The 22,028-nt window shown below is 67.4% G+C and carries 22 protein-coding genes; 8 read left to right on the forward strand and 14 right to left on the reverse strand.

Annotation, left to right across the window (positions count from 1 at the left end):
- Positions 1-93 precede the first annotated feature (93 nt).
- Positions 94-1,068, reverse strand: a complete 975-nt coding sequence (locus tag ACZLZY_RS15305; protein WP_472934594.1) for a tetratricopeptide repeat protein — start codon at positions 1,066-1,068, stop codon at positions 94-96.
- Between the two features lie 278 nt (positions 1,069-1,346).
- On the opposite strand from ACZLZY_RS15305, the gene ACZLZY_RS15310 reads away from it, so the two are divergent.
- Together ACZLZY_RS15310 and ACZLZY_RS15315 are read left to right on the forward strand one after the other, a co-directional pair.
- Positions 1,347-3,137 carry an acyl-CoA dehydrogenase family protein gene (locus tag ACZLZY_RS15310; RefSeq protein WP_472934595.1) on the forward strand — a complete coding sequence of 597 codons (1,791 nt, stop codon included), beginning with the start codon at positions 1,347-1,349 and terminating at the stop codon, positions 3,135-3,137.
- A 62-nt stretch (positions 3,138-3,199) separates the two neighbouring features.
- Positions 3,200-3,943: a crotonase/enoyl-CoA hydratase family protein gene (locus ACZLZY_RS15315; RefSeq protein ID WP_472934596.1), complete on the forward strand. Its 744-nt coding sequence runs from the start codon at positions 3,200-3,202 to the stop codon at positions 3,941-3,943.
- Positions 3,944-3,984: 41 nt separating this feature from the next.
- Here the strand turns inward: ACZLZY_RS15315 and ACZLZY_RS15320 are convergent, their stop codons facing one another.
- From ACZLZY_RS15320 to aroC, 7 genes are all read right to left on the reverse strand, one after another.
- Positions 3,985-4,635 (reverse strand): DedA family protein, encoded by a 651-nt coding sequence (locus ACZLZY_RS15320; protein ID WP_472934597.1) that lies wholly within the window; start codon positions 4,633-4,635, stop codon positions 3,985-3,987.
- Between the two features lie 189 nt (positions 4,636-4,824).
- Complete coding sequence (locus ACZLZY_RS15325; RefSeq protein WP_472934598.1) at positions 4,825-6,054, reverse strand: class I SAM-dependent RNA methyltransferase; 1,230 nt, start codon at positions 6,052-6,054, stop codon at positions 4,825-4,827.
- Positions 6,051-6,815: a TlyA family RNA methyltransferase gene (locus ACZLZY_RS15330; protein ID WP_472934599.1), complete on the reverse strand. Its 765-nt coding sequence runs from the start codon at positions 6,813-6,815 to the stop codon at positions 6,051-6,053. Before ACZLZY_RS15330 ends, ACZLZY_RS15325 begins: the two co-directional genes overlap by 4 nt.
- Before the next feature lie 61 nt (positions 6,816-6,876).
- A complete protein-coding gene (dxs, locus tag ACZLZY_RS15335; protein ID WP_472934600.1) occupies positions 6,877-8,793 on the reverse strand; it encodes a 1-deoxy-D-xylulose-5-phosphate synthase in 1,917 nt (638 codons plus the stop codon).
- Between the two features lie 239 nt (positions 8,794-9,032).
- Positions 9,033-9,299 (reverse strand): exodeoxyribonuclease VII small subunit, encoded by a 267-nt coding sequence (locus ACZLZY_RS15340; RefSeq protein ID WP_472934601.1) that lies wholly within the window; start codon positions 9,297-9,299, stop codon positions 9,033-9,035.
- Between the two features lie 24 nt (positions 9,300-9,323).
- Positions 9,324-10,250: a histone deacetylase family protein gene (locus ACZLZY_RS15345; protein ID WP_472934602.1), complete on the reverse strand. Its 927-nt coding sequence runs from the start codon at positions 10,248-10,250 to the stop codon at positions 9,324-9,326.
- A 54-nt stretch (positions 10,251-10,304) separates the two neighbouring features.
- Positions 10,305-11,399 (reverse strand): chorismate synthase, encoded by a 1,095-nt coding sequence (gene aroC, locus ACZLZY_RS15350; RefSeq protein ID WP_472934603.1) that lies wholly within the window; start codon positions 11,397-11,399, stop codon positions 10,305-10,307.
- Positions 11,400-11,633: 234 nt separating this feature from the next.
- Here aroC and ACZLZY_RS15355 point away from each other — a divergent pair, with 234 nt between their 5' ends.
- Positions 11,634-11,864 carry a DUF1344 domain-containing protein gene (locus ACZLZY_RS15355; RefSeq protein ID WP_472934604.1) on the forward strand — a complete coding sequence of 77 codons (231 nt, stop codon included), beginning with the start codon at positions 11,634-11,636 and terminating at the stop codon, positions 11,862-11,864.
- Between the two features lie 51 nt (positions 11,865-11,915).
- Here ACZLZY_RS15355 and ACZLZY_RS15360 read toward each other — a convergent pair whose 3' ends face one another.
- From ACZLZY_RS15360 to ACZLZY_RS15375, 4 genes are all read right to left on the reverse strand, one after another.
- Positions 11,916-12,509, reverse strand: coding sequence for a histidine phosphatase family protein (locus ACZLZY_RS15360; RefSeq protein WP_472934605.1), 594 nt, complete (start codon positions 12,507-12,509; stop codon positions 11,916-11,918).
- A gap of 35 nt (positions 12,510-12,544) precedes the next feature.
- The gene (fabI, locus tag ACZLZY_RS15365; RefSeq protein ID WP_472934606.1) at positions 12,545-13,378 is read right to left on the reverse strand and encodes an enoyl-ACP reductase FabI; all 834 of its coding nucleotides are present in this window, start codon (positions 13,376-13,378) and stop codon (positions 12,545-12,547) included.
- Positions 13,379-13,519: 141 nt separating this feature from the next.
- Positions 13,520-14,452, reverse strand: a complete 933-nt coding sequence (locus tag ACZLZY_RS15370; protein ID WP_472934607.1) for a DnaJ C-terminal domain-containing protein — start codon at positions 14,450-14,452, stop codon at positions 13,520-13,522.
- Positions 14,453-14,632: 180 nt separating this feature from the next.
- Complete coding sequence (locus ACZLZY_RS15375; RefSeq protein WP_472934608.1) at positions 14,633-15,058, reverse strand: RT0821/Lpp0805 family surface protein; 426 nt, start codon at positions 15,056-15,058, stop codon at positions 14,633-14,635.
- A 73-nt stretch (positions 15,059-15,131) separates the two neighbouring features.
- Here ACZLZY_RS15375 and pdxH point away from each other — a divergent pair, with 73 nt between their 5' ends.
- The gene (gene pdxH / locus ACZLZY_RS15380) at positions 15,132-15,749 is read left to right on the forward strand and encodes a pyridoxamine 5'-phosphate oxidase (RefSeq protein ID WP_472934609.1); all 618 of its coding nucleotides are present in this window, start codon (positions 15,132-15,134) and stop codon (positions 15,747-15,749) included.
- A 69-nt stretch (positions 15,750-15,818) separates the two neighbouring features.
- Here the strand turns inward: pdxH and tldD are convergent, their stop codons facing one another.
- Positions 15,819-17,234: a metalloprotease TldD gene (tldD, locus tag ACZLZY_RS15385; RefSeq protein WP_472934610.1), complete on the reverse strand. Its 1,416-nt coding sequence runs from the start codon at positions 17,232-17,234 to the stop codon at positions 15,819-15,821.
- 108 nt (positions 17,235-17,342) lie between these two features.
- Positions 17,343-17,858 (reverse strand): invasion associated locus B family protein, encoded by a 516-nt coding sequence (locus ACZLZY_RS15390; RefSeq protein ID WP_472934731.1) that lies wholly within the window; start codon positions 17,856-17,858, stop codon positions 17,343-17,345.
- A gap of 391 nt (positions 17,859-18,249) precedes the next feature.
- Between ACZLZY_RS15390 and coxB the strand changes: the two genes are divergently transcribed.
- The 4 genes from coxB (at position 18,250) to ACZLZY_RS15410 (ending at position 22,028) form a co-directional block, all read left to right on the forward strand.
- A complete protein-coding gene (gene coxB, locus ACZLZY_RS15395) occupies positions 18,250-19,179 on the forward strand; it encodes a cytochrome c oxidase subunit II (protein WP_472934611.1) in 930 nt (309 codons plus the stop codon).
- 22 nt (positions 19,180-19,201) lie between these two features.
- A complete protein-coding gene (gene ctaD / locus ACZLZY_RS15400) occupies positions 19,202-20,803 on the forward strand; it encodes a cytochrome c oxidase subunit I (RefSeq protein ID WP_472934612.1) in 1,602 nt (533 codons plus the stop codon).
- A gap of 144 nt (positions 20,804-20,947) precedes the next feature.
- Positions 20,948-21,895: a heme o synthase gene (gene cyoE / locus ACZLZY_RS15405; protein ID WP_472934613.1), complete on the forward strand. Its 948-nt coding sequence runs from the start codon at positions 20,948-20,950 to the stop codon at positions 21,893-21,895.
- 1 nt (position 21,896) lies between these two features.
- Entirely contained in the window at positions 21,897-22,028 is a 132-nt protein-coding gene (locus ACZLZY_RS15410; RefSeq protein WP_472934614.1) for a cytochrome c oxidase system small membrane protein, read from the forward strand.

The raw sequence follows: 22,028 nt of genomic DNA on the forward strand, positions 1-22,028 counted from the left end.
GAAACCTAGTTGGGGCGCATCGGCGGGCCGATAGGGCAGCACGGTCCGGCGAAGCTTTCCGCCGGACGTCGGGGGCGGTGGAGGCCGCCGGGCTCAGTTGGCCGGGGCGGGGGTTCCGCTGGTGGCCGGGGCCGGAGTCGCCGGCGCGTCGGCCGGTGCCGCAGGGGCGGGCGCTGCCGCGGGGGCGGGCGCTGCCGGTGCCGGCGTCTCAGGGGTAGGCGCTGCCGGCGCCGCGGGAGCGGCGGCTGGCGCGTCCGCCGGCGGGGGCGGGGGCGTCGCCCCGGTCGGCTCCGCCGGCGTCGTCGGCATTTCCGGCACGACGAGGCTCGGGTCGAGGCCTGCGGCAGGCGTTGCGGCATTCGGCGTTGCCGGCGCGCTGCCGGCGGCGGGCAGAGCGTCGGCCGGGACGGGCTTGTTGCCGGCAGCGATCAGCTCGAGCAGGAGGCGCGTGCGCAGCGCGATGCCGTTGGGCGTCGCCTGGTCGTCGCTCAGCTGCTGGAACAGGCGCTTGGACTCTGCGAGGTCGCCGGCCTTCCAGGCGGCAAGGCCCATGGTCTCGCGCGCCGCAAAGCGCAGCGGCTCGTTGTCGCCCGACAATTGCTGGACGCGCTCGGCCACGTCCTCGACGCTGCCGGTATCGACGAGGATATAGGCCGCGCGCACCGCCGCCATGTTGCGCAGCGGCTTTGGTGCGCCCGCATCGTCCGAGACGGCATCGAAGGCGGCGATCGCGCCGGGTTTGTCGCCCTTGGCCTCGAGGACGCTCGCCGCGCGCATCCGCGCGAGATCGCGATAGGCGCCGTAGCCCTTGTCGGACAGGGTATTCAGCGCGGCCAGCGCCGCGTCGTTCTGCCCGGCGGAGGCGAGATCGAGCGCCGCCAGATACTCGTCGCCGGAGGCATTGGCGCGGCTGATCGAATACTGCCGCCAGGCGACGTAGCCGGCGGTCGCGACAACGGCGAGGATCGCGAGCGCGATCAGCCAGCGGCCATAGCGGGCCCAGAGAACGCGCGTGCGGTCCTGGCGGATCTCTTCGTTGACCTCGCGAAAGAAACTCTCGTCACTCATTCCGGGCATCACCTTGGCGATGCGGGAGGCCTTGCCGGGCAAGGCTGCCGCATGGAAGCTTTGGCTGGCGTTCTAACGATTTCTGCCGGAAACGAAAGGGCCGGCGGCCAAAGCGGGCTTGATCGCGCCGGCGCGCGGCGGGCGACCGGGGCGATGCGGCGCCGGCGCAATCGGCGGTTCGGCCGTACGCGGGATCGCCAATCCGCCGCGATTGACGATTACGTCAATTGGCCGTAGCCGTGACCTCTGCAAAATGCCAGTCCTTTCGGGAGAGATGCATGTACAAGGCCCCCGTTGCAGATATCGCCTTCGCGCTGACCTCGGTCGCCGGCCTCGGCGACTCCATGCGCGACGGGCGCGTCGGCGACCTGACGCCCGACCTTCTCGACGCCATCCTGGAAGAGGCCGGGCGCTTCGCCTCCGAGGCGATCGCGCCGCTCGGCGCGGTCGGCGACCGCGAGGGCGCGCGGCTGGAGGCGGGCAAGGTCACGACGCCAGCGGGCTGGAAGGCGCTCTATGTCGATTGGGCCGCGGGCGGCTGGAACGCGCTGACGGGGCCGATGTCCCACGGCGGGCAAGGCCTGCCGGTCGCGCTCTCTGCCGCGGTCTTCGAGATGTGGAACGGCGCCTCGATGGGTTTTGCGCTGGCGCCGATGCTGACGGTCGGCGCGGTCGAGGCGATCGCCGCGCACGGCTCCGAGGAATTGAAGCGCCTCTATCTCGAAAAGCTCGTCTCCGGCGAATGGACGGGGACGATGAACCTCACCGAGCCGCAGGCGGGCTCCGACCTCTCGGCCCTCAGCACCCGCGCCGAGCGGCGCGACGACGGCAGCTATCGGATCTTTGGTCAGAAGATCTACATCACCTTCGGCGAGCACGACTTCACCGACAACATCGTCCACCTCGTCCTCGCGCGGCTGCCGGACGCGCCCGCGGGGGTGAAGGGCATCACACTGTTCCTGGTGCCGAAATTTCTGGTCGGGGACGACGGTGCGCTCGGGGCTCGCAATGACGTCACCTGCCATTCCATCGAGCAAAAGCTCGGTATTCACGGCTCGCCGACCTGCACGATGATCTACGGCGACGGCAAGGGCGAGACCGGCGAGACCGGTGCCGTCGGTTGGGTCGTCGGCGAGGAGAACAAGGGCCTCGCCTGCATGTTCACGATGATGAACAATGCGCGCCTGCACGTCGGCACGCAGGGCGTCGGGATTGCCGAGGCCGCGACGCAGCTGGCGCTGGCCTATGCCAGGGACCGCCGGCAAGGCCGCTCCACCCTTTTGGCGCCCAACGCCGAGCCCGCCGGCCGCATGAGCCCGATCGTCGAGCACCCGGACGTCGCCCGCACCCTGTTGACGATGAAGGCGCTGACGCAAGGCGCGCGCGCCATCACCTTCGCCTGCGGCCATGCGATCGACCGCGGGCACGGTGCGGAGGCCGAGGACGTCCGTGCCTGGAAGGAGCGCGCCAACCTTTTGACGCCGATCGCCAAGGCGTTCGCAACCGATGTCGGCGTCGAGGTCGCCTCGCTCGGCATCCAGGTGCATGGCGGCATGGGCTATGTCGAGGAGACCGGTGCGGCGCGGTTGCTGCGGGATGCGCGGATCGCGCCGATCTACGAAGGCACCAACGGCATCCAGGCGATCGACCTCGTGCTGCGCAAGCTGCCGCTGTCCGAGGGCGGTGCGATCGAGGCCTATATCGCCGAGCTGTCCGAGGTGGTGGCTGGGGTGCGCGCCAGCAACGCGCCGGGCTTCGGACGGACGGCCGACGCATTGGAGGCCGCCCTCGTCGACCTCAGCGCGGCGACCGCCTTCCTGCTCCGGGCGATCGCGGGTAAGGAGACGGAGACGGCGCTGGCGGGGGCAACGCCCTTCCTGCGGCTGGCCGGCCTTGCAGCCAGTGCGGCCTATCTCGCCAAGAGTGCGCTCGCCGACGGCAGCCGCGCCGACCGCGTGGCGCTCGCCCGCTTCATGGCTGAGAACCTCCTGCCGGAGACAGCAAGCCTGCGCGTGCAGGTCGTCTCCGGCGCCGAGAGCCTTGCGGCGGCGCGCATCGCCTTGCAGTAGGCCGGCACGGATTTCTTCAGACCCAGCGCTTGGCCCGCGGGCCGAGCACCACAGGAGCCGAGATGAGCGAGTTCATCGAGACCAGTGTCGCCGACGGCGTCCTCATCATCAGGATGAACCGGCCGGCCAAGAAGAACGCCATCGACCGGCCGATGTATACCGCCATGGCCGCAGCGCTGGCGCAGGCCGACGCCGATCCCGCCGTTGCCGCGACCCTTATCTGCGGGGTGCCCGGCGCCTTCTCGGCCGGCAACGACATTGCCGACTTCGTCGCCTTCGCGATGGGCGGCGGCAAGACCGGCGAGGTGGAAAGTTTTTTGCGGGCGCTGGTCGCGTCGCAGAAGCCGCTGGTCGCCGCCGTCGACGGCCTCGCCATTGGCATCGGCACGACGCTCCTGATGCACTGCGACCTCGTCTTCGCCTCCGACCGCTCGCGCTTCCGCACGCCCTTCCTCGACCTCGGCCTGGTGCCGGAGGCCGGGTCGAGCCTGATCGCGCCGATGCTGATGGGCCACCAGCGGGCGTTTGCGCTGCTGGCGATGGGGGCGACCTTCGACGCCGAGGAGGCGCGTGCCGCCAACCTCGTCTACCGCGTGACGGACAGTGCGACGGTCGAAGGCGAGGCGATGGCGGCGGCAGCAGCGCTGGCGGCCAAACCGAAAGAGGCGCTGCGCATCGCCCGCACGTTGATCCGCGGCCCGAAGGAGGCACTGCTCGAGCGCATCGAAGAGGAGATTCGGCACTTCGAGGCGCGGCTGGCCTCCGACGAGGCCCGCGCCGCGTTTCAAGCCTTCATGACACGCTGAGGTCTACGCCCCGGGCATGGCCGGTCGCCAGGCGAGGCGCCCTATTCTCCGGGTTTGGCGACCGGCGGGACTTCCGGCGCACCGTCACCGTCCGCCTTAGCGTTGCGGGCCTCGCGGAAGAAGCCGTAGACCGTCGTCCCGCTGGCGATGATGAAAACGACGGCGATGCCGGCGAACACCCAGCGGCCGGCCGAGAGATAGCGCTCGACCGCGGTGCCGAGGAGATAGGCGCCGCCGCAGTAGACGCCGGACCAGAGCGCGGCGCCGAGCGCGTTGTAGAACGAGAAGCGCCACCACGGCATGTGGGCGGTCCCGGCGAGGAAGCCGCAGAGCTGGCGCAGGATCAGGATGAAGCGCGCGATCAGGACGATCGGCGGCCCGCGCTTCAGGAACCGCGCCTCGATCACCTCGATCCGCGCCCGCGGCAGGCCGACCTTGGCGCCGTAGCGGTAGACGAAGGGCCGGCCATAGCGATAGCCAAGGATATAGCCGACATTGTCGCCGAGCGTGCCGCCGATGAAGGCAGCCAGAAACACCTCGACGATCCCCAGCCGCCCCTGGCTCGCCAGGACGCCCGCCGCGATCAGCAGGCTCTCGCCGGGCACCGGGAGCCCGGAGGATTCGATGAAGATGCCGAGAAAGACGACCACGACGCCGTATTCGGCGAGGAAGTTCATGATCTGGTCGAGCATCTTGGCTTTCGGGGGACGGGGCGGGGTCTTCTAGCAATGCGGCCGTCGGGCTGCAATGCGAGGCGGTGGGTCGCCACTGCGGTCTCAGCGGAGCACGATTTCCGGATGGTCCACCGCGCAGTCGATTTCCAAGCATTGGCATGGGTCCCCGCGCTTTCCGCGAGGATGACGAACTCGAAAGTTGCAGTCTTACCGCTCGAACAGCGCCACGGCCTCGACGTGGTGGGACCAGAGGAACTGGTCGATCGGCGTCACCGAGATGAGCTTGAAGCCGCCGTCGAGGAGGATGCGGGCGTCGCGGGCAAGCGTTGCGGGGTTGCAAGAGACGGCGGCGACGCGCTTGACCTTGGAGAGGACGATCTCGCGGACCTGCGTCTCGGCACCGGCGCGCGGCGGGTCGAAGACGAGGCCGTCGCATTTGTTCAGTTCGCGCGCGGTCACCGGCCGGCGGAACAGGTCGCGGCGCTCGGCGGTGATCTGTTTGAGGCCCGAGACGCCGCGGCGGCCCTGGTCCAGTGCGGCGAGGGCGGCCGCGTCGGTCTCGACGGCCAGCACCGAGCTTTTCGCCGCCAGGCGAAGCGCGAACGTGCCGATGCCGCAGAAGAGGTCGGCGGTCGCCTTGCAGGAGGCGAGGTGGCCAGTGACCAGGGCGGCCATGGCTTCTTCCGCGGAGGCGACGGCCTGGATGAAGGCGCCGGGGGGCGGCGAGACGGCGATGCCGCCGATCGGGATCGTCGGCTTGCGGGTCTCGACGATGATCTCGCCATCGAGCGTCACCCGCGGGAAATCGCGGCGGAGCGAGAAGGCGAGGATCGACTGGCGCATGCTCTCGGTGAGCTTGGCCGTGTCGGACAGCGCGATGTCGAGGCCGGCGGACGTCGCCGTGACGCTCATCCGCATCGGCCGCTTGCGGTCGGCGACGATCAGCGCGAGGCCCTTAAGGTCGGAGAGCCGGGAAGCGATCTCGGGCACCACCACGAGGCAGACGTTGATCTCCGTGACGCGGTTGGTCTGCTGCTCGAAGAAGCCGAAGACGATGTTGTTGCCCTCTCGCATGCCGGAGAACACCGCACGGCGGCGGGTGTTCGGCAGGCACGGGACGAGTTCCTCGACGGTGATCTCGATGTTGCTTCTGGCGAAGGCGTCGACGACGAGGTCACGCTTGAAGGCGCGGTAGAGCGGCTCGCTCGCATGCTGCAGGTCGCAGCCGCCGCAGACGCCAAAATGCGGGCACGGCGGCTCTTGCCGCTCCGGCGAGGCGTCGATGAGCGTGCCGATCGACAGCCGCGCGCCGATGCGCTCGACGGCGATGCGCTCGCCCGGCAGTGCGAAGGGCACGAACAGCGGCTCGCCCGCGGTGCCGTGCGCGAGGCCGTCGCCCTTGGCGCCGAGGCTTTCGATGGTGACCTCGAGGCTCATGCCTTGCGCCCATGCATCAGGAACTCGTGGTTTCCGTCGCCGCCTTCTATCGCCGACGGGATCGGGTCGGACGCTGTCCAGCCGTCCTGCTCGTTCAGCCAGGCGCTGAGCTCGGCGGCGACGGCGGGCGCGGATTCCGGATCGCGGAGCAGGCCGTTCTTGGCGATGGCGAGGCGTCCCGCCTCGAATTGCGGCTTGATCAGGAGGATCGCGTCGGTGCCGGGCTCGGCAAGTTCCAGCGCCGGCGGCAGCGCGAGCTTCATCGAGATGAAGCTGACGTCGCAGACGAGGAGGTCGAACTGGTGGTCGCCGAGATGGTCCTCGTCGAGGTCGCGGGCGTTAAGGCCCTCGATCGAGGTGACGCGCGGATTGCCGGAGATGCGCGGATGGATCTGGCCGTGGCCGACGTCGATGGCGATCACGTGCTCGGCGCCGCGGCGCAGGAGGACCTCGGTGAAGCCGCCGGTGGAAGCGCCGACGTCGAGCGCGGTGCGGCCCTCGACCGCGATGCCGAACGTGTCCAGCGCCGCCTCGAGCTTCAGCCCGGCGCGCGAGACGTAGTCGGCGGCGGGGTCGTCGAGGGTGATCACGCTTTCCGGCGGGACGTTGAGGCTCGGCTTGGTGACGGTGTGCCCGTCGACCTTGACGTGGCCGCGCAGGATCGCGTCGCGCGCCCGGGCGCGGCTCGCGGCAAGTCCGCGATCGCTGACGAGAATGTCGAGCCGGATGCGCGACAGGTGTTGTTCTTCGGTGGAGGCCATCGCTAGCTCATGCGGCCCGCGCCGCGAAATGGCAAGCTGCGAATGATTCCAGTCTGCCGGCTCAGGCCTTCATCACGCGGCTGGCGCTGGTTCCGAGCGCCTTGAACACCGCGTCGACGATACCTGTCTTGTCGAGGCCCGCCTGGCGGATCATCGCATCCGGGGCGGCATGGTCGATGAACGTGTCGGGCATCACCAGCGGCCTGACCTTCAGACCGTGCTCCAGCAGGCCGCGCACCGCGAGGAACTGCAGGACCTGCGTCGCGAAGCCGCCGGTGGCGCCTTCCTCGACGAGGATCAGCACCTCGTGCTCGCGGGCGAGGCGGGAGATGAGGTCGGCGTCGAGGGGCTTGGCGAAGCGGGCATCGGCGACGGTCGTGGACAGGCCGAAAGTCTCGAGTTCCTCGGCCGCGCCAAGGCTGTCGGCGAGACGCGAGCCGAAGGACAGAATGGCGACCTTCGTGCCCTCGACGAGAACCCGGCCCTTGCCGATGGCGAGGGCCTGCCCACGCTCGGGCATCTCGACGCCGGTGCCGTTGCCACGGGGATAGCGGAAGGAGATCGGTCCTTCCTCGTGCACGGCAGCGGTGCGGACCATGTGGCGGAGCTCGGCCTCGTCGGCGGCGGCCATCACCACCATGCCCGGCAGCGGCACCAGGAAGCCGGTGTCGAAGGAGCCGGCATGCGTCGGGCCGTCGGCACCGACGAAGCCGGCGCGGTCGATGGCGAAGCGCACCGGCAGGTGCTGGATCGCGACGTCGTGGACGATCTGATCGTAGGCGCGCTGCAGGAAGGTCGAGTAGATCGCGACGAACGGCTTGTAGCCTTCGGATGCGAGGCCCGCGGCGAAGGTGACGGCGTGCTGCTCGGCGATGCCGACGTCGAAGGTGCGCGTCGGGAAGGCCTCGCCGAAGAGATCGAGGCCGGTGCCGTTTGGCATGGCGGCGTTGATCGCGACGATCTTGTCGTCGTCGCGCGCTTCCTGCACGAGGCTCTCGGCGAAGACGGCGGTGTAGCTCGGCGCGTTCGCCTTGGCTTTCGCTTGCGCGCCGGTGATGACGTCGAACTTCGAGACGCCGTGATACTTGTCGGCCGAGCTCTCGGCGGGGCCGTAGCCCTTGCCCTTCTTGGTCACGACATGGACGAGGATCGGGCCGTTCTTGGCGTCGCGGACGTTCTTCAGAACCGGCAGCAAATGGTCGAGGTCGTGGCCGTCGATTGGGCCTACATAGTAGAAGCCGAGCTCCTCGAACATCGTGCCGCCGGTGAAGAAGGCGCGCGTATATTCCTCGGTCTTCCGGGCACCCTCGCGCATGAAGTCCGGCAGGATTTTCGTCAGGTTCTTCGCCTTGTCGCGCAGGCCCCGATAGGTCTTGCCGGAGACGAGGCGGGCGAGATAGGCGCTCATCGCACCGGTCGGCGGGGCGATCGACATGTCGTTGTCGTTGAGGATGACGATCAGCCGGGCGTCGAGCGCGCCGGCATTGTTCATCGCCTCGTAGGCCATGCCCGCCGACATCGCGCCATCGCCGATCACAGCGACGACGTTGTTGGCACCGCCAGCGAGATCGCGCGCCACGGCCATGCCGAGGCCGGCCGAGATCGAGGTCGAGGAATGGCCTGCGCCGAACGGATCGTAGGCGCTCTCGGTGCGCTTGGCGAAGCCGGAAAGGCTGCCTTCCTGGCGGATGGTGCGCATGCCCTCGCGGCGACCGGTGAGGATCTTGTGCGGATAGGCCTGGTGGCCGACGTCCCAGATGATGCGGTCGTCCGGCGTGTTGAAGACGTAGTGCAGCGCGACCGTCAGCTCGACCACGCCAAGCCCGGCACCGAGATGCCCGCCGGTGCGCGACACCGCGTCGATGAGATCGGTGCGCAGCTCGTCGGCGACCTGGCGCAGGTCGCTTTCCTTCATCGCCCGGAGATCAGCAGGGGACTCGATCCGATCGAGGAGGGGGGTCTCAGGCTGATCTGACACGGAACTCGGCACCTTTCACTGTCCTCGCGGTCCTGAAACCGGACCGGTGGCATCGAAGGCCATGTCTGCACGGCCCTTGTCGCTGTTCTTAGATCGTGTCGAAAGTGACCTCGACAAGGCGTTATGCCCGACAAGGCGCTTTTACGCACCTCTCGCTGCGGAAAATTTGCTCAGGCGCGCCCGAGCTGCCTGCCAGGAGAAGCGAAAGCGCTTCCGCCGGCGCAAGGCATGATCAGGATTTAGGCGGGATCAAGCGGCTCCGTGCCCACCGGCTTGCCGGCGCGCGAGAGCTTAATCTTCTCGACCTTATCCTCGGCGACCGAGAGCAGGCGCTCGCAATGGTTCTTCAGCTTCTCGCCGCGCTCGTAGATGCGGATCGAGATGTCGAGCGGCACGTCGCCGTGCTCGAGATCGGCGACGATTCGCTCCAGCGCCGACAGAGCTTCCTCGAAGCTCATGCGCTTGATGTCCGAATCGTCGGCGGGGACGGTGGTGTCTGCAGCCATGCTGTTCCTTTTACGCGAACTCGGTCAGCCGAGCATCAGGCGTTTCACGTGCGCCGACACCGATTTGCCGAGACCGACGAGATCGTAGCCGCCCTCGAGCAGGCTGACGAGGCGGCCACCGGCATGGCGGTCGGCAATCTCCATCAACTTGCCAGTCGCCCAGTCGAAATCGTCTTCGACGAGTTGCAGCGAGGCCAGCGGGTCGCGGTGGTGCGCGTCGAAGCCGGCCGAGATGATGACGAGTTCCGGCTGGAAGGCGATGAGCCCCGGCAGGACGCGGGTGAGGAAGGCCTCGCGAAACTCATCGCCGCCGTCGCCGGACCGGAGCGGTGCGTTGACGATGTTGCCGGCGCCCACCTCGTCGCGTGCGCCGGTGCCGGGAAACAGCGGCATCTGGTGGGTCGAGGCGTAGAAGACGGAGGGGTCGTCGAAGAAGATCTCCTGCGTGCCGTTGCCGTGGTGCACGTCCCAGTCGACGATCGCCACCCTTTCGAGGCCATGGACGGCTTGGGCGTGGCGGGCGGCGACGGCGGCGGTGTTGAACAGGCAGAAGCCCATCGCCGTTTCGCGCTCGGCATGGTGGCCGGGCGGGCGGGCGGCGACGAAGACGTTCGCGGCCTCGCCGCCGATGACGTCGTCCACGCCGGCGCAGGCAGCGCCGACAGCATGGAGGGCGGCCGAAAAGCTCTTCGGGCTGACCACGGTGTCGCCGTCGATCCTCGCCATGCCCTCTTCCGGAATGGTCTTGGCGACGCGCCGCACGAAGGCCTGCGGGTGGCAGCGGTAGATCGCCTCGAGCGAACCCTCCGGGGCCTCTTGTCGGTCGAGGTGCTGGAAGGCTTCCGCCTCCAACGCCGCCGCGACCGCCTGCATCCGTTCCGGCCGCTCGGGATGGCCGAGCCCGGTCAGGTGCTCGGCGAAGATCGGATGGTGGTAGAGGCGCGTGCTCATGTGCTGCGAGCTAGGGCTGGCGCAGCCGGTTTCCAAGGCCTTGCGCCAAAGAGATCAGCCACGGCCGGTCTGGCCCCGGTGGCGGAGATAATGGTCGGCCAGCGCGCAGGCGACCATCGCCTCGCCGATCGGCACCGCGCGGATGCCGACGCAAGGATCGTGACGGCCCTTGGTCATCACGTCGACCTCCTGCCCGTCGGCGTCGATCGAGCGGCGGGGGGTGAGGATCGAGGATGTCGGCTTTACCGCGAATCGCGCGACGATCGGCTGGCCGGTGGCGATGCCGCCGAGGATGCCGCCGGCATGGTTCGACAGGAATTCCGGCTGGCCGTCGGCGCCGATGCGGATCTCGTCGGCATTCTCCTCGCCGGAGAGCTCGGCGGCGGCAAACCCGTTGCCGATCTCGACGCCCTTCACGGCATTGATCGACATCAGGTTGGAGGCGATGTCCTGATCGAGCTTGGCGTAGAGCGGCGCGCCGAGACCCGCCGGCACGCCTGTCGCGGTGATCTCGACCACCGCGCCGACCGAGGAGCCGCGCTTGCGGATGGCGTCGAGATAGGTCTCCCATTCCTTCGCCGTCTCGGGGTCCGGGCAAAAGAACGGGTTGTTGTCGATCTCCGCATCGTCCCAGCGCGAGCGGTCGATCTCGATCTCGCCGATCCGCACCAGGGCGCCACGCACGGTGACGCCGGGCACCACCAGGCGAGCGAGCGCACCGGCGGCAACGCGCGTCGCGGTCTCGCGTGCCGAGGACCGTCCGCCGCCGCGGAAATCGCGCACGCCGTACTTCATGTCGTAGCTGATGTCGGCATGGCCCGGGCGGTAGCGCTTGGCGATGTCGGAATAGTCCTTCGAGCGCTGGTCGACATTGTCGATCTGCATCGCAATCGGCGTGCCGGTCGAGATCCACTCCCCTTCGCTCGTCCCCGGCACGACGCCGGAGAGGATGCGGACCGCATCCGGCTCCTGCCGCTGCGTGGTGAAGCGCGACTGCCCCGGCCGGCGCTTGTCGAGAAAGGCCTGGATGTCGGCGGTCGAGAAACGCAGGCCCGGCGGGGTCCCGTCGACGACGCAGCCGATCGCCGGCCCATGGCTCTCGCCCCAGGTCGTGACGCGGTAAAGATGTCCGTAACTATTATGCGACATGGAGATTTCCGCGGATGTCGGGAAGGGATCGGCGACTGCGGTTTAAGTCAGGCCGTGGCGTCCGGTCAAATATCGTGTCGGCAGCGACACACAGGCTTTATCGCACGCAAAAGACACAATCGGCCCGAACAGTAAGCTTCCAGAAGATGCGGGCACGTCGCTCGAGGCTTCAGGAGGTGCGCGCGGGCGGGGGCTGTCGTCGTGCCAGGGGTATCAGGGTTTCGAGGGATGGACATGACCAGGAAAATTATTGCGTTCTTTGCCAGCTCCGTCCTCAGCGTCGCGCTGACGATTCCGGCCAAGGCAGAAGAGAAGACCGGCATCGTCGCCGCCATCGATCCCGACGCGTCGCTGCTGACCTTTGCCGACGGCACCACCTATGTCCTCCCCGGCGCGTTCAACTACGCCGCCGTCGAGCCCGGCATGGTCGCTCACGTCATCATCGACGAGGCCGCCTGCGCCTGAGGCTACCGCTCGTTCCGCGCATCGCAACAAGTGGCTGAGCCCTTTCGGGCGTCAGAACCAGTCGATCTCGCCGTCGCGGTATTCCAGGATGAGGTCCTGCGGGATGATGAGATGCGCCGCATCCGCCGGCTGCATCGCACCATAGAGCTTCAGGAACGAGCGCAAGATCCCGCCATGCGCGACGAGGATGGTCGGACCGGACAGCCCGTCGAACACCGGCTTCGCGCGTTCCGCCAGCATGTCGTAGCTCTCGGCTGGCGTCCCCGGCGGGACGAAGGTCCACTTCTTCGTCTCGCGCTCCGAGACGGCCGCCGGGTCGCGAACGGCGACCTCGTCCAGCGTCGATCCCTGCCAATCGCCGAAGTGGAGTTCGATCAGCCGCGCGTCGGTCTCATAGACCTCGGGGTCGAGCCCCAACTCACCGCGGATGATCTGCATCGTCTGGCGCGTGCGCTGCATCGGACTGGCGATGAAGCGGTAGCCGGCGATGTCGCTGCCGAGGAGGCTGGCCAGCCGCTGGCCGTTGCGGGCGGCTTGGCTGCGGCCGAGCGCGTTCAGCGGGATCTCCTCCTGCCCCTGCAGCCGACCTTCGGCGTTCCAGTCGGTCTGGCCATGACGGCAGAGGAAGAGATGCGGCAGGCTCATGCGGCGATCACGGTCATGCGGGAGGAGGGGCCGGATCAGTCCTTGACGACCGAGATGTCCGGCGCATCGACGGCCTTCATGCCAACGGTGTGGTAGCCGGAGTCGACATGGTGGATCTCGCCGGTGACGGCGGTCGACATGTCGGACAGGAGATAGAGTGCGGACTGGCCGACCTCGTCGATCGTCACGGTGCGCTTCAGCGGCGAGTTGTACTCATTCCACTTCAGGATATAGCGGAAGTCGCCGATGCCGGAGGCGGCGAGCGTCTTGATCGGACCGGCGGAAATCGCGTTGACGCGGATCTTCTGCTTGCCGAGGTCGACCGCGAGGTAGCGTACCGATGCCTCGAGGGCCGCCTTGGCGACGCCCATCACGTTATAGTGCGGCATCACCTTCTCTGCGCCGTAATAGGTCAGCGTCAGCATCGAGCCGCCATCGCTCATCAGCTTCTCGGCGCGCTGCGCGACGGCCGTGAAGGAGTAGACCGAGATCAGCATCGTCTTGGTGAAGTTGCCCTCGGACGTGTCGACGTAGCGGCCGGTCAGTTCGTCCTTGTCGGAGAAGCCGATGGCGTGGACGAGAAAGTCGATCTTTCCCCACTTTTCCTCGATCCCAGCGAACACCGCGTCGATCGTCGCCCCGTCGGCGACGTCGCAATGGCCCGCGACAAAGGCGCTGAGTTCGGCGGCCAGCGGCTCGACCCGCTTCTTCAGGGCGTCGCCCTGGTAGGTGAGGGCGATCTCGGCGCCCTGGTCGGCCAGCGCCTTGGCAATGCCCCAGGCGATCGATCGGTTGTTGGCGACGCCCATGATGAGGCCACGCTTGCCTGCCATCAATCCGCCTGCGGCGGCGCCGTTCGATACTGCCATGTCGTCCATCCCTAACCCGGTGCCCCGGCAGTGCCGGCGCGGCGGCGGGTATGGCATAGCATCGGCCCGCCTTCAAGTTGACCGCCGCCGGCCTGTCCCTTGTCCCGCCCCAATGGCAGCACGCAGCGGCCGTCTGGCGTCCTACTCGTCCGCGGGTTTTGCCGCGAAGAAGGCGGCGAGCTGTTCGTCTTTTTCTGCCGGCAGGACGATCCGCACGGTCACCAGAATGTCGCCCCGCTCGCCGCTGACCTTGGTCAGGCCCTTGCCCTTGAGGCGAAGCGTCTTGCCGGAATTCGTCCAGGCCGGAAGCGACAGCGAGATCCGCCCGTCCAGCGTCTCCACCGGCACCTTGCCGCCGAGCACGGCGGTGCGGATAGGCACGGGGAGGTCGAGCTTCAAATCGCGGCCATCGACCTCGAAGCGCCGGTGCGGCACGAAATCAATGGTGATCAGCGCGTCGCCGGCCGGGGCGCCATTGCCGAAGCCGGGCTGGCCCTGGCCGCGCAGGCGGATGGTCTGGCCGTTCTCGACGCCATGCGGGAGCTTGATGGCGAGATGCTTGCCGGACGGGAAGATCGCCTCGACCTTCTCCTCTGCGACGATGTCCTCCAGCCGGACCTTCAGGTTGGCGCGGATGTCCTCGCCCTTGGCGGCCGCCTGCCGCGCCCCTGTGAAGCCCGGCCGCGCGCCGCCGCGGGCCTGAGCGCCACGGCCGCCGAAGGCCTGCTCGAAGAAGTCGCCGAAAATGCTGTCGGCCTCGCCGCCGCCCGAACGGAAATCGAACGACTGGCCGCCGCCGGCATTGCCGAACGGGCTGCCGCCACCGCCGCCGGGAAAGCCCTGGAACTTCGGCTTGCCGTCATTGTCGATCTCCCCGCGGTCGAACTGGGCGCGCTTCTCCTTGTCGCCGAGGATCTCGTAGGCTTGGTTCGCCTCGTTGAAGCGCACGCCAGCGGTCGGATCCGAAGTGTTCGAGTCGGGATGATACTTCTTGGCAAGCTTGCGGAAGGCGCTCTTGATTTCCTTCTCGCTGGCCGTTTTGGCGACGCCAAGGATGGCGTAGGGGTCACGCATGGTTTCGATCCTGGCGGAGTCCGGGGAGCCGAAAGCTCCACGTTACGAGGGCGGCGGCGCCTCGCGAGAAGCTGCCAGCCGAGATGGCGGTGAAAGAAGAACGGCCATTAATATGGCCCTTGCGCCCCTATATGGCCACTGCGCGTCCCGATTTAAGGGCCGCACGCCGCCAGCGGGTCATCAGGAGCCTTCGTTGAACCTTGTCAACGTCCACTCGCCCTGGCCCTTGGTGCAAGCCTCGCCATTGTAGAGCGCGACGCCGTCGAAGCGCTGGCGCGAGGTCTGGAACTGGCGGCAGATCACGTCGCCCGCCCGCACTTCCTTGATCGCGGTAATGACGCCGGTGGCGCCGGTGTCGGTGTTGGCCCAGGCGGTCGGCTGCTCGGCGGCCGCGTGCAGGTCCGCCGCCGAGACGGCATTGCGTACCATGTTGCGGTCGGAGGTCTGGTCGGGCGCCTCGGCCGGGGTCGCCGGCTTGGCGGGGGCGATGGAGTTGGTGACGATGCTGCGGTCGACCATCTCCTCCATGCCGCCGCCGGACACGACGCAGCCGGAGAGCGGCGAAATCGCGAGGCAGATCAGGAAGGGGACTTTGATCAGCTGCATTGCGGTCGTATGTCTCGCAGGCCCGGGTCTTGATCGGCGGTGGGCGGAAGACGCAAGGGAGCCCGACACCACTATGACCAATGAAAGTTTAACCCTTGGTGAAACTGTCGTCGGCGACGATCCTTTCGATCTGTTCGCCAGCTGGCTGAAGGAGGCCGAGGCCACCGAGCCGAACGACCCGAACGCCTTGGCGCTCGCGAGCGTCGATAGCGCCGGCCTTCCGGATGTGCGGATGGTCCTGCTCAAGGGTTTCGACGCCCGTGGCTTCGTCTTCTACACGAATTTCGAGAGCGCGAAAGGCCGCGAAATCCTCGCCAGCGGCAAGGCGGCGATGGGGTTCCACTGGAAGTCGCTGCGCCGGCAGGTCCGCGTCCGCGGGGCGATCGAGGTGGTTACCGATGCCGACGCCGACGCCTATTTCGCCTCACGCGCCCGCCAGAGCCGGCTCGGCGCAATCGCTTCCGCGCAGTCGCGCCCGCTGGAAAGCCGGCAGGTGCTGATCGACCGCGTCGCCGAACTGGACGCCGAGTTCCCCGGCGACGTCCCGCGTCCGCCCAACTGGTCGGGCATTCGCGTGGTCCCGAGCGAGATCGAGTTCTGGAAGGACGGCGAATTCCGCCTGCACGACCGTATCCAGTTCAGCCGCGTGACGCCGGATGCAGGCTGGTCTCGCACGCGGCTCTATCCGTAAGGGCACGACAGCCGGCGGGAGGGCCTCGGCCGTCCCGCCCTTGTGGCGTTTTGCCCGGCGTAGCCAAGGTCAGGCCTCGGTGCCGCCGACGGTGATCTGGTCCATCCGGAGGTGCGGCTGGCCGACGCCCACGGGCACGCCCTGGCCGGCCTTGCCGCACATGCCGATGCCGGTGTCGAGGGCGAGGTCGTTGCCGATCATCGAGACGCGGTGCATCGCCTCCGGGCCGTTGCCGATCAGCATGGCGCCCTTCAGCGCCTCACCGACCTTGCCGTTGTGGATGCGGTAGGCCTCGGTGCAGCCGAAGACGAACTTGCCGGAGGTGATGTCGACCTGCCCGCCGCCGAAGGAGACGGCGTAGATGCCGTCCTTGACCGAGGCGATGATCTCCTCCGGCGTCTTGTCGCCGGCGAGCATCATCGTATTGGTCATGCGGGGCATCGGCACATGCGCGTAGGACTGCCGGCGGCCGTTGCCGGTGGCGGCCATGCCCATCAGCCGGGCGTTCTGGCGGTCCTGCATGTAGGCGACGAGCTTGCCGTCCTCGATCAGCACGGTGCGGTTGGTCGGCGTGCCCTCGTCGTCGATGGTGAGGGATCCGCGCTTCTCGGCAATGGTGCCGTCGTCGACGACGGTGACGCCCCTGGCGGCGACCTGCTGGCCGAGGAGGCCGGAGAAGGCCGAGGTCTTCTTGCGGTTGAAGTCGCCTTCGAGGCCATGCCCGACCGCCTCGTGCAGCATGACACCGGGCCAGCCGGCGCCGAGCACGATGTCGAAGGCGCCGGCCGGGGCCGGCACCGCGTCGAGATTGACCATCGCCTGGCGCAGCGCCTCGTCGGCGATGTGCTGCCAGCGCGCGGTCACGAGGAATTCGCCGAAGCCGGTGCGCCCGCCGGCACCGAAGGAACCGGTCTCCTGGCGGTCGTCGCGGCCGGCGACGACGGAGACGTTGATGCGCACCAGCGGCCGGATGTCGCGCACCAGCTGGCCGTCCGCGCGCAGGATCTCGACGTTCTGCCATTGCGAGCCGAGCGTCACCGAGACCTGGCGGACCGCTTCGCCCTTGCTTCGGAGATAGGCGTCGATCTCCTGCAGCAGACGGACCTTCGCCTCGAAGCCGGGGGAGGGGATCGGGTTCTCGTCGCCGTAGAGCTTCTGGTTGGTGCGCGGCGGGGCGTCGGCGTAGACACCGACATGGCCGGTCTTCACCGCCGACACCGCGGCGGCCGCACGCCCAAGGGCGGCCTCCGACAGATCGCCGGCATGAGCGTAGCCGACAGCCTCGCCCGAGACGACGCGCAGGCCAAAACCTTGCTCGGTGTTGAAATTTCCTTGCTTCAGCCGGCCATTGTCGAAGGACAGCGACTCGGACTCGCGGTATTCGAGGAACAGCTCGCCGTCGTCCGCCCCCGCCAGCACGTCGCCGAGGATGCGGTCGATCCCGGCGCGGGAGATGTCGAAGCGCTCGATCAGCGATGCGGTCATGGAAGCCGTCCGTTTTCGGTTGTCATCGCCCCCGACATAAGCGTCGCGGGCCATGGTTCCAATGCGCGCCGCGCGTTTCCCGCAGCGATGGCTCGGGGGCGGCCGGCTTTACGGAAGCGCCTTGAAGCCCTCGCCGAAACCGTTGAGGTCGACGGGAATGCCGATGCCCTCTTCCGGGGTCTGGAAGACGATGAAGGTCGCGCTCATCCCCTTGCTCAGCGTGTCCAGCAGCGTGTCGACGAGGATCACCTCGGCATAGCAGCCGTCGGAGAAGCAGCGCACGAATTGGGCGCGGCCGATGTCCTTCCCGTCGACATAGAGGCCGAGCCCGTTCGGCAGCAGGATGCCGAGCGGCGCCAGAATGCGCAGGATCCGCGCCTTCTGGTCGGCGGTCTTCAGGGCGACCACGGAGAGGCCGACCTCGGGCCGATCCTCGGCGACGACGTTCTGCAGCAGCGCGCACTGGTCGCTCGGCGCGCCGGCCGGCTTGTCGCAGACCACCGCCCAGGCGCCATGCTGCGATTTCACCGCGCCGCTTGCGCCAGCCTGCGCCAGCGCGCCGGGCACCGATCCGGCCAGCGCCGACACAAGGACGCAGGCGCCGAGAACGGTCTTCAGTCTCATGGTCATGATCTCATCCGAATCAGCATCACCGCGATCTTGCGACAAATATGGACAACAGAAGGTTACCGCCCTGCAGATCGTCGCATAGGCCGGGGCGTGATGTCACCGACCCCGGACCACCGAATTTTTACCGCGGGGCAAATTCCCGGTGGACTGCCCTGCCGGCCCGATTGCGGCGGAATTGCCGCAGGCCGCGCCGCTGCCTTGCGAAAATGTCGCAAGGCCCGGCTAGTTTGGAAATGTTGCAGAAAAGGCGTTTTCGTGGTTTGAACCTGACGGGCATCCGGCTAGAAGCGGCGAGGCAATCTAGGCTGGATTGGCGCGGCTCCGCTGCAGATTTGACGATGACGGGATCGCCAAGGCCGACGTGTCCGCGCAAGGGAGAGCATTAGTGAAAAGAACGATCATCTCGGCAGCGGCGTTGTTGGCGACCAGTCTGGGCGCCGCCGCGCAGGATGCGCAGCATCCCGGCCAGCCCCACAACTGGGGCATCAACCTGCAGGAGGCGCTGTCGCCGGTCGAGCGCAGCATCCACTGGTTCAGCACCTACACGCTCTTCTTCATCATCCCGATCACCATCCTGGTCGCCGTGCTGCTCGCCTGGGTCGCCTATCGCTACAGCGAGCGCCGCAACCCGGTGGCCTCGCGCACCAGCCACAACACCCTGATCGAGGTGGTCTGGACGGTGGCGCCGGTGCTGATCCTGCTCTGCCTCGCGATCCCGTCCTTCCAGCTCTTGACCGAACAGTACAACCCGCCGCGCGACCCCGAGCTGACGATCAAGGCTACCGGTTACCAATGGTACTGGGGTTATGAGTACCAGCCGGTCGTTGCCGCTGCTGCCGCGCCTGCCGCTGCCGGTGAGGCTGCGCCGGTCGCCGAGCCGGTCGCCTTCGAGTCCTACATGATGCAGGAGGCCGATCGTCCGGGCTCCGGCAAGGAAGACATGAACCAATACCCGCGGTTGCTGACCGTCGACAACGAGCTCGTCGTGCCGGTCGATACTGTGATCCGCGTCCTCGCCACCTCGGGCGACGTGATCCACTCGTTCGCGCTGCCGTCGATGGGCGTCAAGGTTGACGCCGTGCCGGGCCGCAACAACGAATATTGGTTCGAAGCGCTGAAGGAAGGCATTTTCTACGGCCAGTGCTCCGAGCTCTGCGGCCGCGATCACGCCTACATGCCGATCTCGCTGCGTGTCGTCTCGAAGGAACAGTTCGCCACTTGGTTGGCAGCTGCCGCGAGCGATGTCGGCGAGGCCAACAAGGCGCTGACCGCTTCCATCCAGTCCGCAGGCACCGTTTCGGTCGCCGGTCGCTAAGATAGGCTTCTAGGAGAACTCCATGGCGCACGACGCTGCCCACGATGCCCATCACGATCACCGGCCGACCGGCTGGACGCGCTGGGTCTACTCGACCAACCACAAGGACATCGGGACCCTCTACCTGATCTTCGCCATCGTCTCCGGCATCATCGGGGGTGCCCTGTCGATTGCGATGCGCATGGAGCTGCAGGAGCCTGGCGTCCAGATTTTCGGCGATCCGGCGGTCTACAACGTCTTCGTCACCGGCCACGGCCTGATCATGATCTTCTTCACGGTCATGCCGGCGCTGATCGGTGGTTTCGCCAACTGGATGGTGCCGATCATGATCGGCGCGCCGGACATGGCGTTCCCGCGCCTCAACAATATCTCGTTCTGGCTGCTCGTCCCGGCGCTGCTGCTGCTCGTGCTGTCGATGTTCGTCGAGGGTGCGCCTGGCTCGAACGGCGCCGGCACCGGTTGGACGATGTATCCGCCGCTCTCGACCACCGGTCACCCAGGTCCCGCGGTCGATCTCGCGATCTTCGCGCTGCACATCGCTGGCGCGTCCTCGATCCTCGGCGCGATCAACTTCATCACCACCATCCTCAACATGCGCGCCCCCGGCATGACGCTGCACAAGATGCCGCTGTTCGCCTGGGCCGTGCTCGTCACCGCCTTCCTGCTGCTCCTGTCGCTGCCCGTGCTCGCCGGCGCCATCACCATGATGCTGACCGACCGTAACTTCGGCACGACCTTTTTCACCGCGGCCGGCGGCGGCGATCCGATCCTCTACCAGCACCTGTTCTGGTTCTTCGGTCATCCCGAGGTGTACATCCTGATCCTGCCCGGCTTCGGCATCGTCAGCCATGTCATCTCGACCTTCTCGAAGAAGCCGATCTTCGGCTACCTGGGCATGGCCTATGCCATGGTCGCGATCGGCGTCGTCGGCTTCGTCGTGTGGGCCCACCACATGTACACCACGGGCCTGTCGCTCAACACGCAGCGCTACTTCGTCTTCGCCACGATGGTGATCGCGGTGCCGACCGGCATCAAGATCTTCTCCTGGATCGCGACGATGTGGGGCGGGTCGATCTCGTTCAAGACGCCGATGCTCTGGGCGATCGGCTTCATCTTCCTGTTCACGCTGGGTGGCGTGACCGGCGTGAAGCTCGCCAATGCCGGCATGGACCGGGTGCTGCACGACACCTATTACGTTGTCGCCCACTTCCACTACGTGCTGTCGCTCGGCGCGGTCTTCGCCATCTTCGCGGGCTGGTACTACTGGTTCCCGAAGATGACCGGCTACATGTACAACGAGACCATCGGCAAGCTGCACTTCTACGTCACCTTCGTCGGCGTGAACCTCGTCTTCTTCCCGCAGCACTTCCTGGGCGCCCAGGGCATGCCCCGCCGCTACGTAGACTATCCCGACGCGTTCGCCGGCTGGAACTACGTTTCCTCGATGGGCTCCTACCTCTCGGGCTTCGCCGTCCTGATCTTCCTCTACGGGATCTACGAGGCCTTCTCGAAGAAGCGCGTCGCCGGCAACAATCCCTGGGGTGAGGGCGCCACCACGCTCGAATGGCAGCTCACCTCGCCGCCGCCGTTCCACCAGTGGGAACAGCTGCCGCGCATTCGGTAAGCGCTCGGCTTCGATCCAAGACGATCCCGGCCTAGTCGCCGGGATCGTTGCATGAACAGACGTGGGCCGCTTGCCGGCCCGGCATCTTCCGCCACTGGCGCGGCCGGCTGATCAAGCCGCAGATGCACAGGCCCGAGGATCATCTTGACGCTGCTCAACACAGACATCGCCCCCGCCTTCGTTGCCCGTGACGGCATCAGCCTGGCGGAACCGCGCGACTTCTTCGCCCTCCTGAAGCCGCGTGTCATGTCGCTGGTGGTGCTGACGGCGATCACCGGTCTCCTGATGGCCCCGGGCGATATCGATCCGGCGTTGGCAGTGATCGCCATCCTGTCGATCGCGCTCGGCGCAGGCGCCTCCGGTGCCCTCAACATGTGGTACGACGCCGACATCGACGCGATCATGGCGCGGACCGCGAAGCGCCCGGTTCCGGCCGGCCGCATCTTGCCGGGCACGGCGGCGGCTTTCGGCATGGCGCTGTCGCTGCTGTCGGTCATGACGCTCGGCCTTGCCACCAACTGGTTCTCGGCGGCCTTCCTCGCCTTCACCATATTCTTCTACGCCGTCGTCTACACGATGGGCCTGAAGCGCTCGACGCCGCAGAACATCGTCATCGGCGGCGCCGCCGGCGCCTTCCCACCGATGATCGGCTGGGCCTGCGTCACCGGCGGCATCTCGCTGGAAAGCGTCGTCCTGTTCCTCATCATCTTCCTCTGGACGCCGCCGCACTTCTGGGCGCTCGCCATGTTCAAGATGAAGGACTACGGCGCCGCCGGCGTGCCGATGCTGCCCAACGTCTCCGGCGAGGCGACGACGCGCATGCATATCCTCGTCTACTCGCTGATCCTGGTGCCGGTCGGCGTGTTGCCGTTCGCGCTCGGCTTTGCCGGTCCGGTCTACGGCGCGGTCTCGGTGCTTCTCGGCGCCAACTTCCTGTGGCTCGCCGTCAAGACTTTCCGCATGGCGGATGCCGATCCGAAAATGCTGCCGGCCAAGCGGCTGTTCGCCTTCTCGATCTTCTACCTCTTTGCCCTCTTTCTTGTGCTGATCGGCGAAGCCTCCGTGGCACGCCTCGGCCTGATCGGAGCCTGAGATGAGCGAAGAGCGGGTCACCCTCACCGAGCGGGAACAGCGCGCGCGGCGCCAGCGCTCGATCGCGATCGGCGTGTTTCTCGTGGTGCTCGTCGGCGTGTTCTACGTCGTCACCATCGCGAAGATGGGCTGA

The sequence above is a fragment of the Mesocryomonas lacus genome (assembly GCF_055730135.2).

Bases quoted from the DNA above. Each gene is read 5' to 3' on its own strand.
- ACZLZY_RS15305 (WP_472934594.1), bottom strand. From the start codon at position 1,068: ATGAGTGACGAGAGTTTCTTTCGCGAGGTCAACGAAGAGATCCGCCAG.
- ACZLZY_RS15310 (WP_472934595.1), top strand. From the start codon at position 1,347: ATGTACAAGGCCCCCGTTGCAGATATCGCCTTCGCGCTGACCTCGGTC.
- ACZLZY_RS15315 (WP_472934596.1), top strand. From the start codon at position 3,200: ATGAGCGAGTTCATCGAGACCAGTGTCGCCGACGGCGTCCTCATCATC.
- ACZLZY_RS15320 (WP_472934597.1), bottom strand. From the start codon at position 4,635: ATGCTCGACCAGATCATGAACTTCCTCGCCGAATACGGCGTCGTGGTC.
- ACZLZY_RS15325 (WP_472934598.1), bottom strand. From the start codon at position 6,054: ATGAGCCTCGAGGTCACCATCGAAAGCCTCGGCGCCAAGGGCGACGGC.
- ACZLZY_RS15330 (WP_472934599.1), bottom strand. From the start codon at position 6,815: ATGGCCTCCACCGAAGAACAACACCTGTCGCGCATCCGGCTCGACATT.
- ACZLZY_RS15340 (WP_472934601.1), bottom strand. From the start codon at position 9,299: ATGGCTGCAGACACCACCGTCCCCGCCGACGATTCGGACATCAAGCGC.
- ACZLZY_RS15345 (WP_472934602.1), bottom strand. From the start codon at position 10,250: ATGAGCACGCGCCTCTACCACCATCCGATCTTCGCCGAGCACCTGACC.
- aroC (WP_472934603.1), bottom strand. From the start codon at position 11,399: ATGTCGCATAATAGTTACGGACATCTTTACCGCGTCACGACCTGGGGC.
- ACZLZY_RS15355 (WP_472934604.1), top strand. From the start codon at position 11,634: ATGACCAGGAAAATTATTGCGTTCTTTGCCAGCTCCGTCCTCAGCGTC.
- ACZLZY_RS15360 (WP_472934605.1), bottom strand. From the start codon at position 12,509: ATGAGCCTGCCGCATCTCTTCCTCTGCCGTCATGGCCAGACCGACTGG.
- fabI (WP_472934606.1), bottom strand. From the start codon at position 13,378: ATGGCAGTATCGAACGGCGCCGCCGCAGGCGGATTGATGGCAGGCAAG.
- ACZLZY_RS15370 (WP_472934607.1), bottom strand. From the start codon at position 14,452: ATGCGTGACCCCTACGCCATCCTTGGCGTCGCCAAAACGGCCAGCGAG.
- ACZLZY_RS15375 (WP_472934608.1), bottom strand. From the start codon at position 15,058: ATGCAGCTGATCAAAGTCCCCTTCCTGATCTGCCTCGCGATTTCGCCG.
- pdxH (WP_472934609.1), top strand. From the start codon at position 15,132: ATGACCAATGAAAGTTTAACCCTTGGTGAAACTGTCGTCGGCGACGAT.
- tldD (WP_472934610.1), bottom strand. From the start codon at position 17,234: ATGACCGCATCGCTGATCGAGCGCTTCGACATCTCCCGCGCCGGGATC.
- ACZLZY_RS15390 (WP_472934731.1), bottom strand. From the start codon at position 17,858: ATGAGACTGAAGACCGTTCTCGGCGCCTGCGTCCTTGTGTCGGCGCTG.
- ctaD (WP_472934612.1), top strand. From the start codon at position 19,202: ATGGCGCACGACGCTGCCCACGATGCCCATCACGATCACCGGCCGACC.
- ACZLZY_RS15410 (WP_472934614.1), top strand. From the start codon at position 21,897: ATGAGCGAAGAGCGGGTCACCCTCACCGAGCGGGAACAGCGCGCGCGG.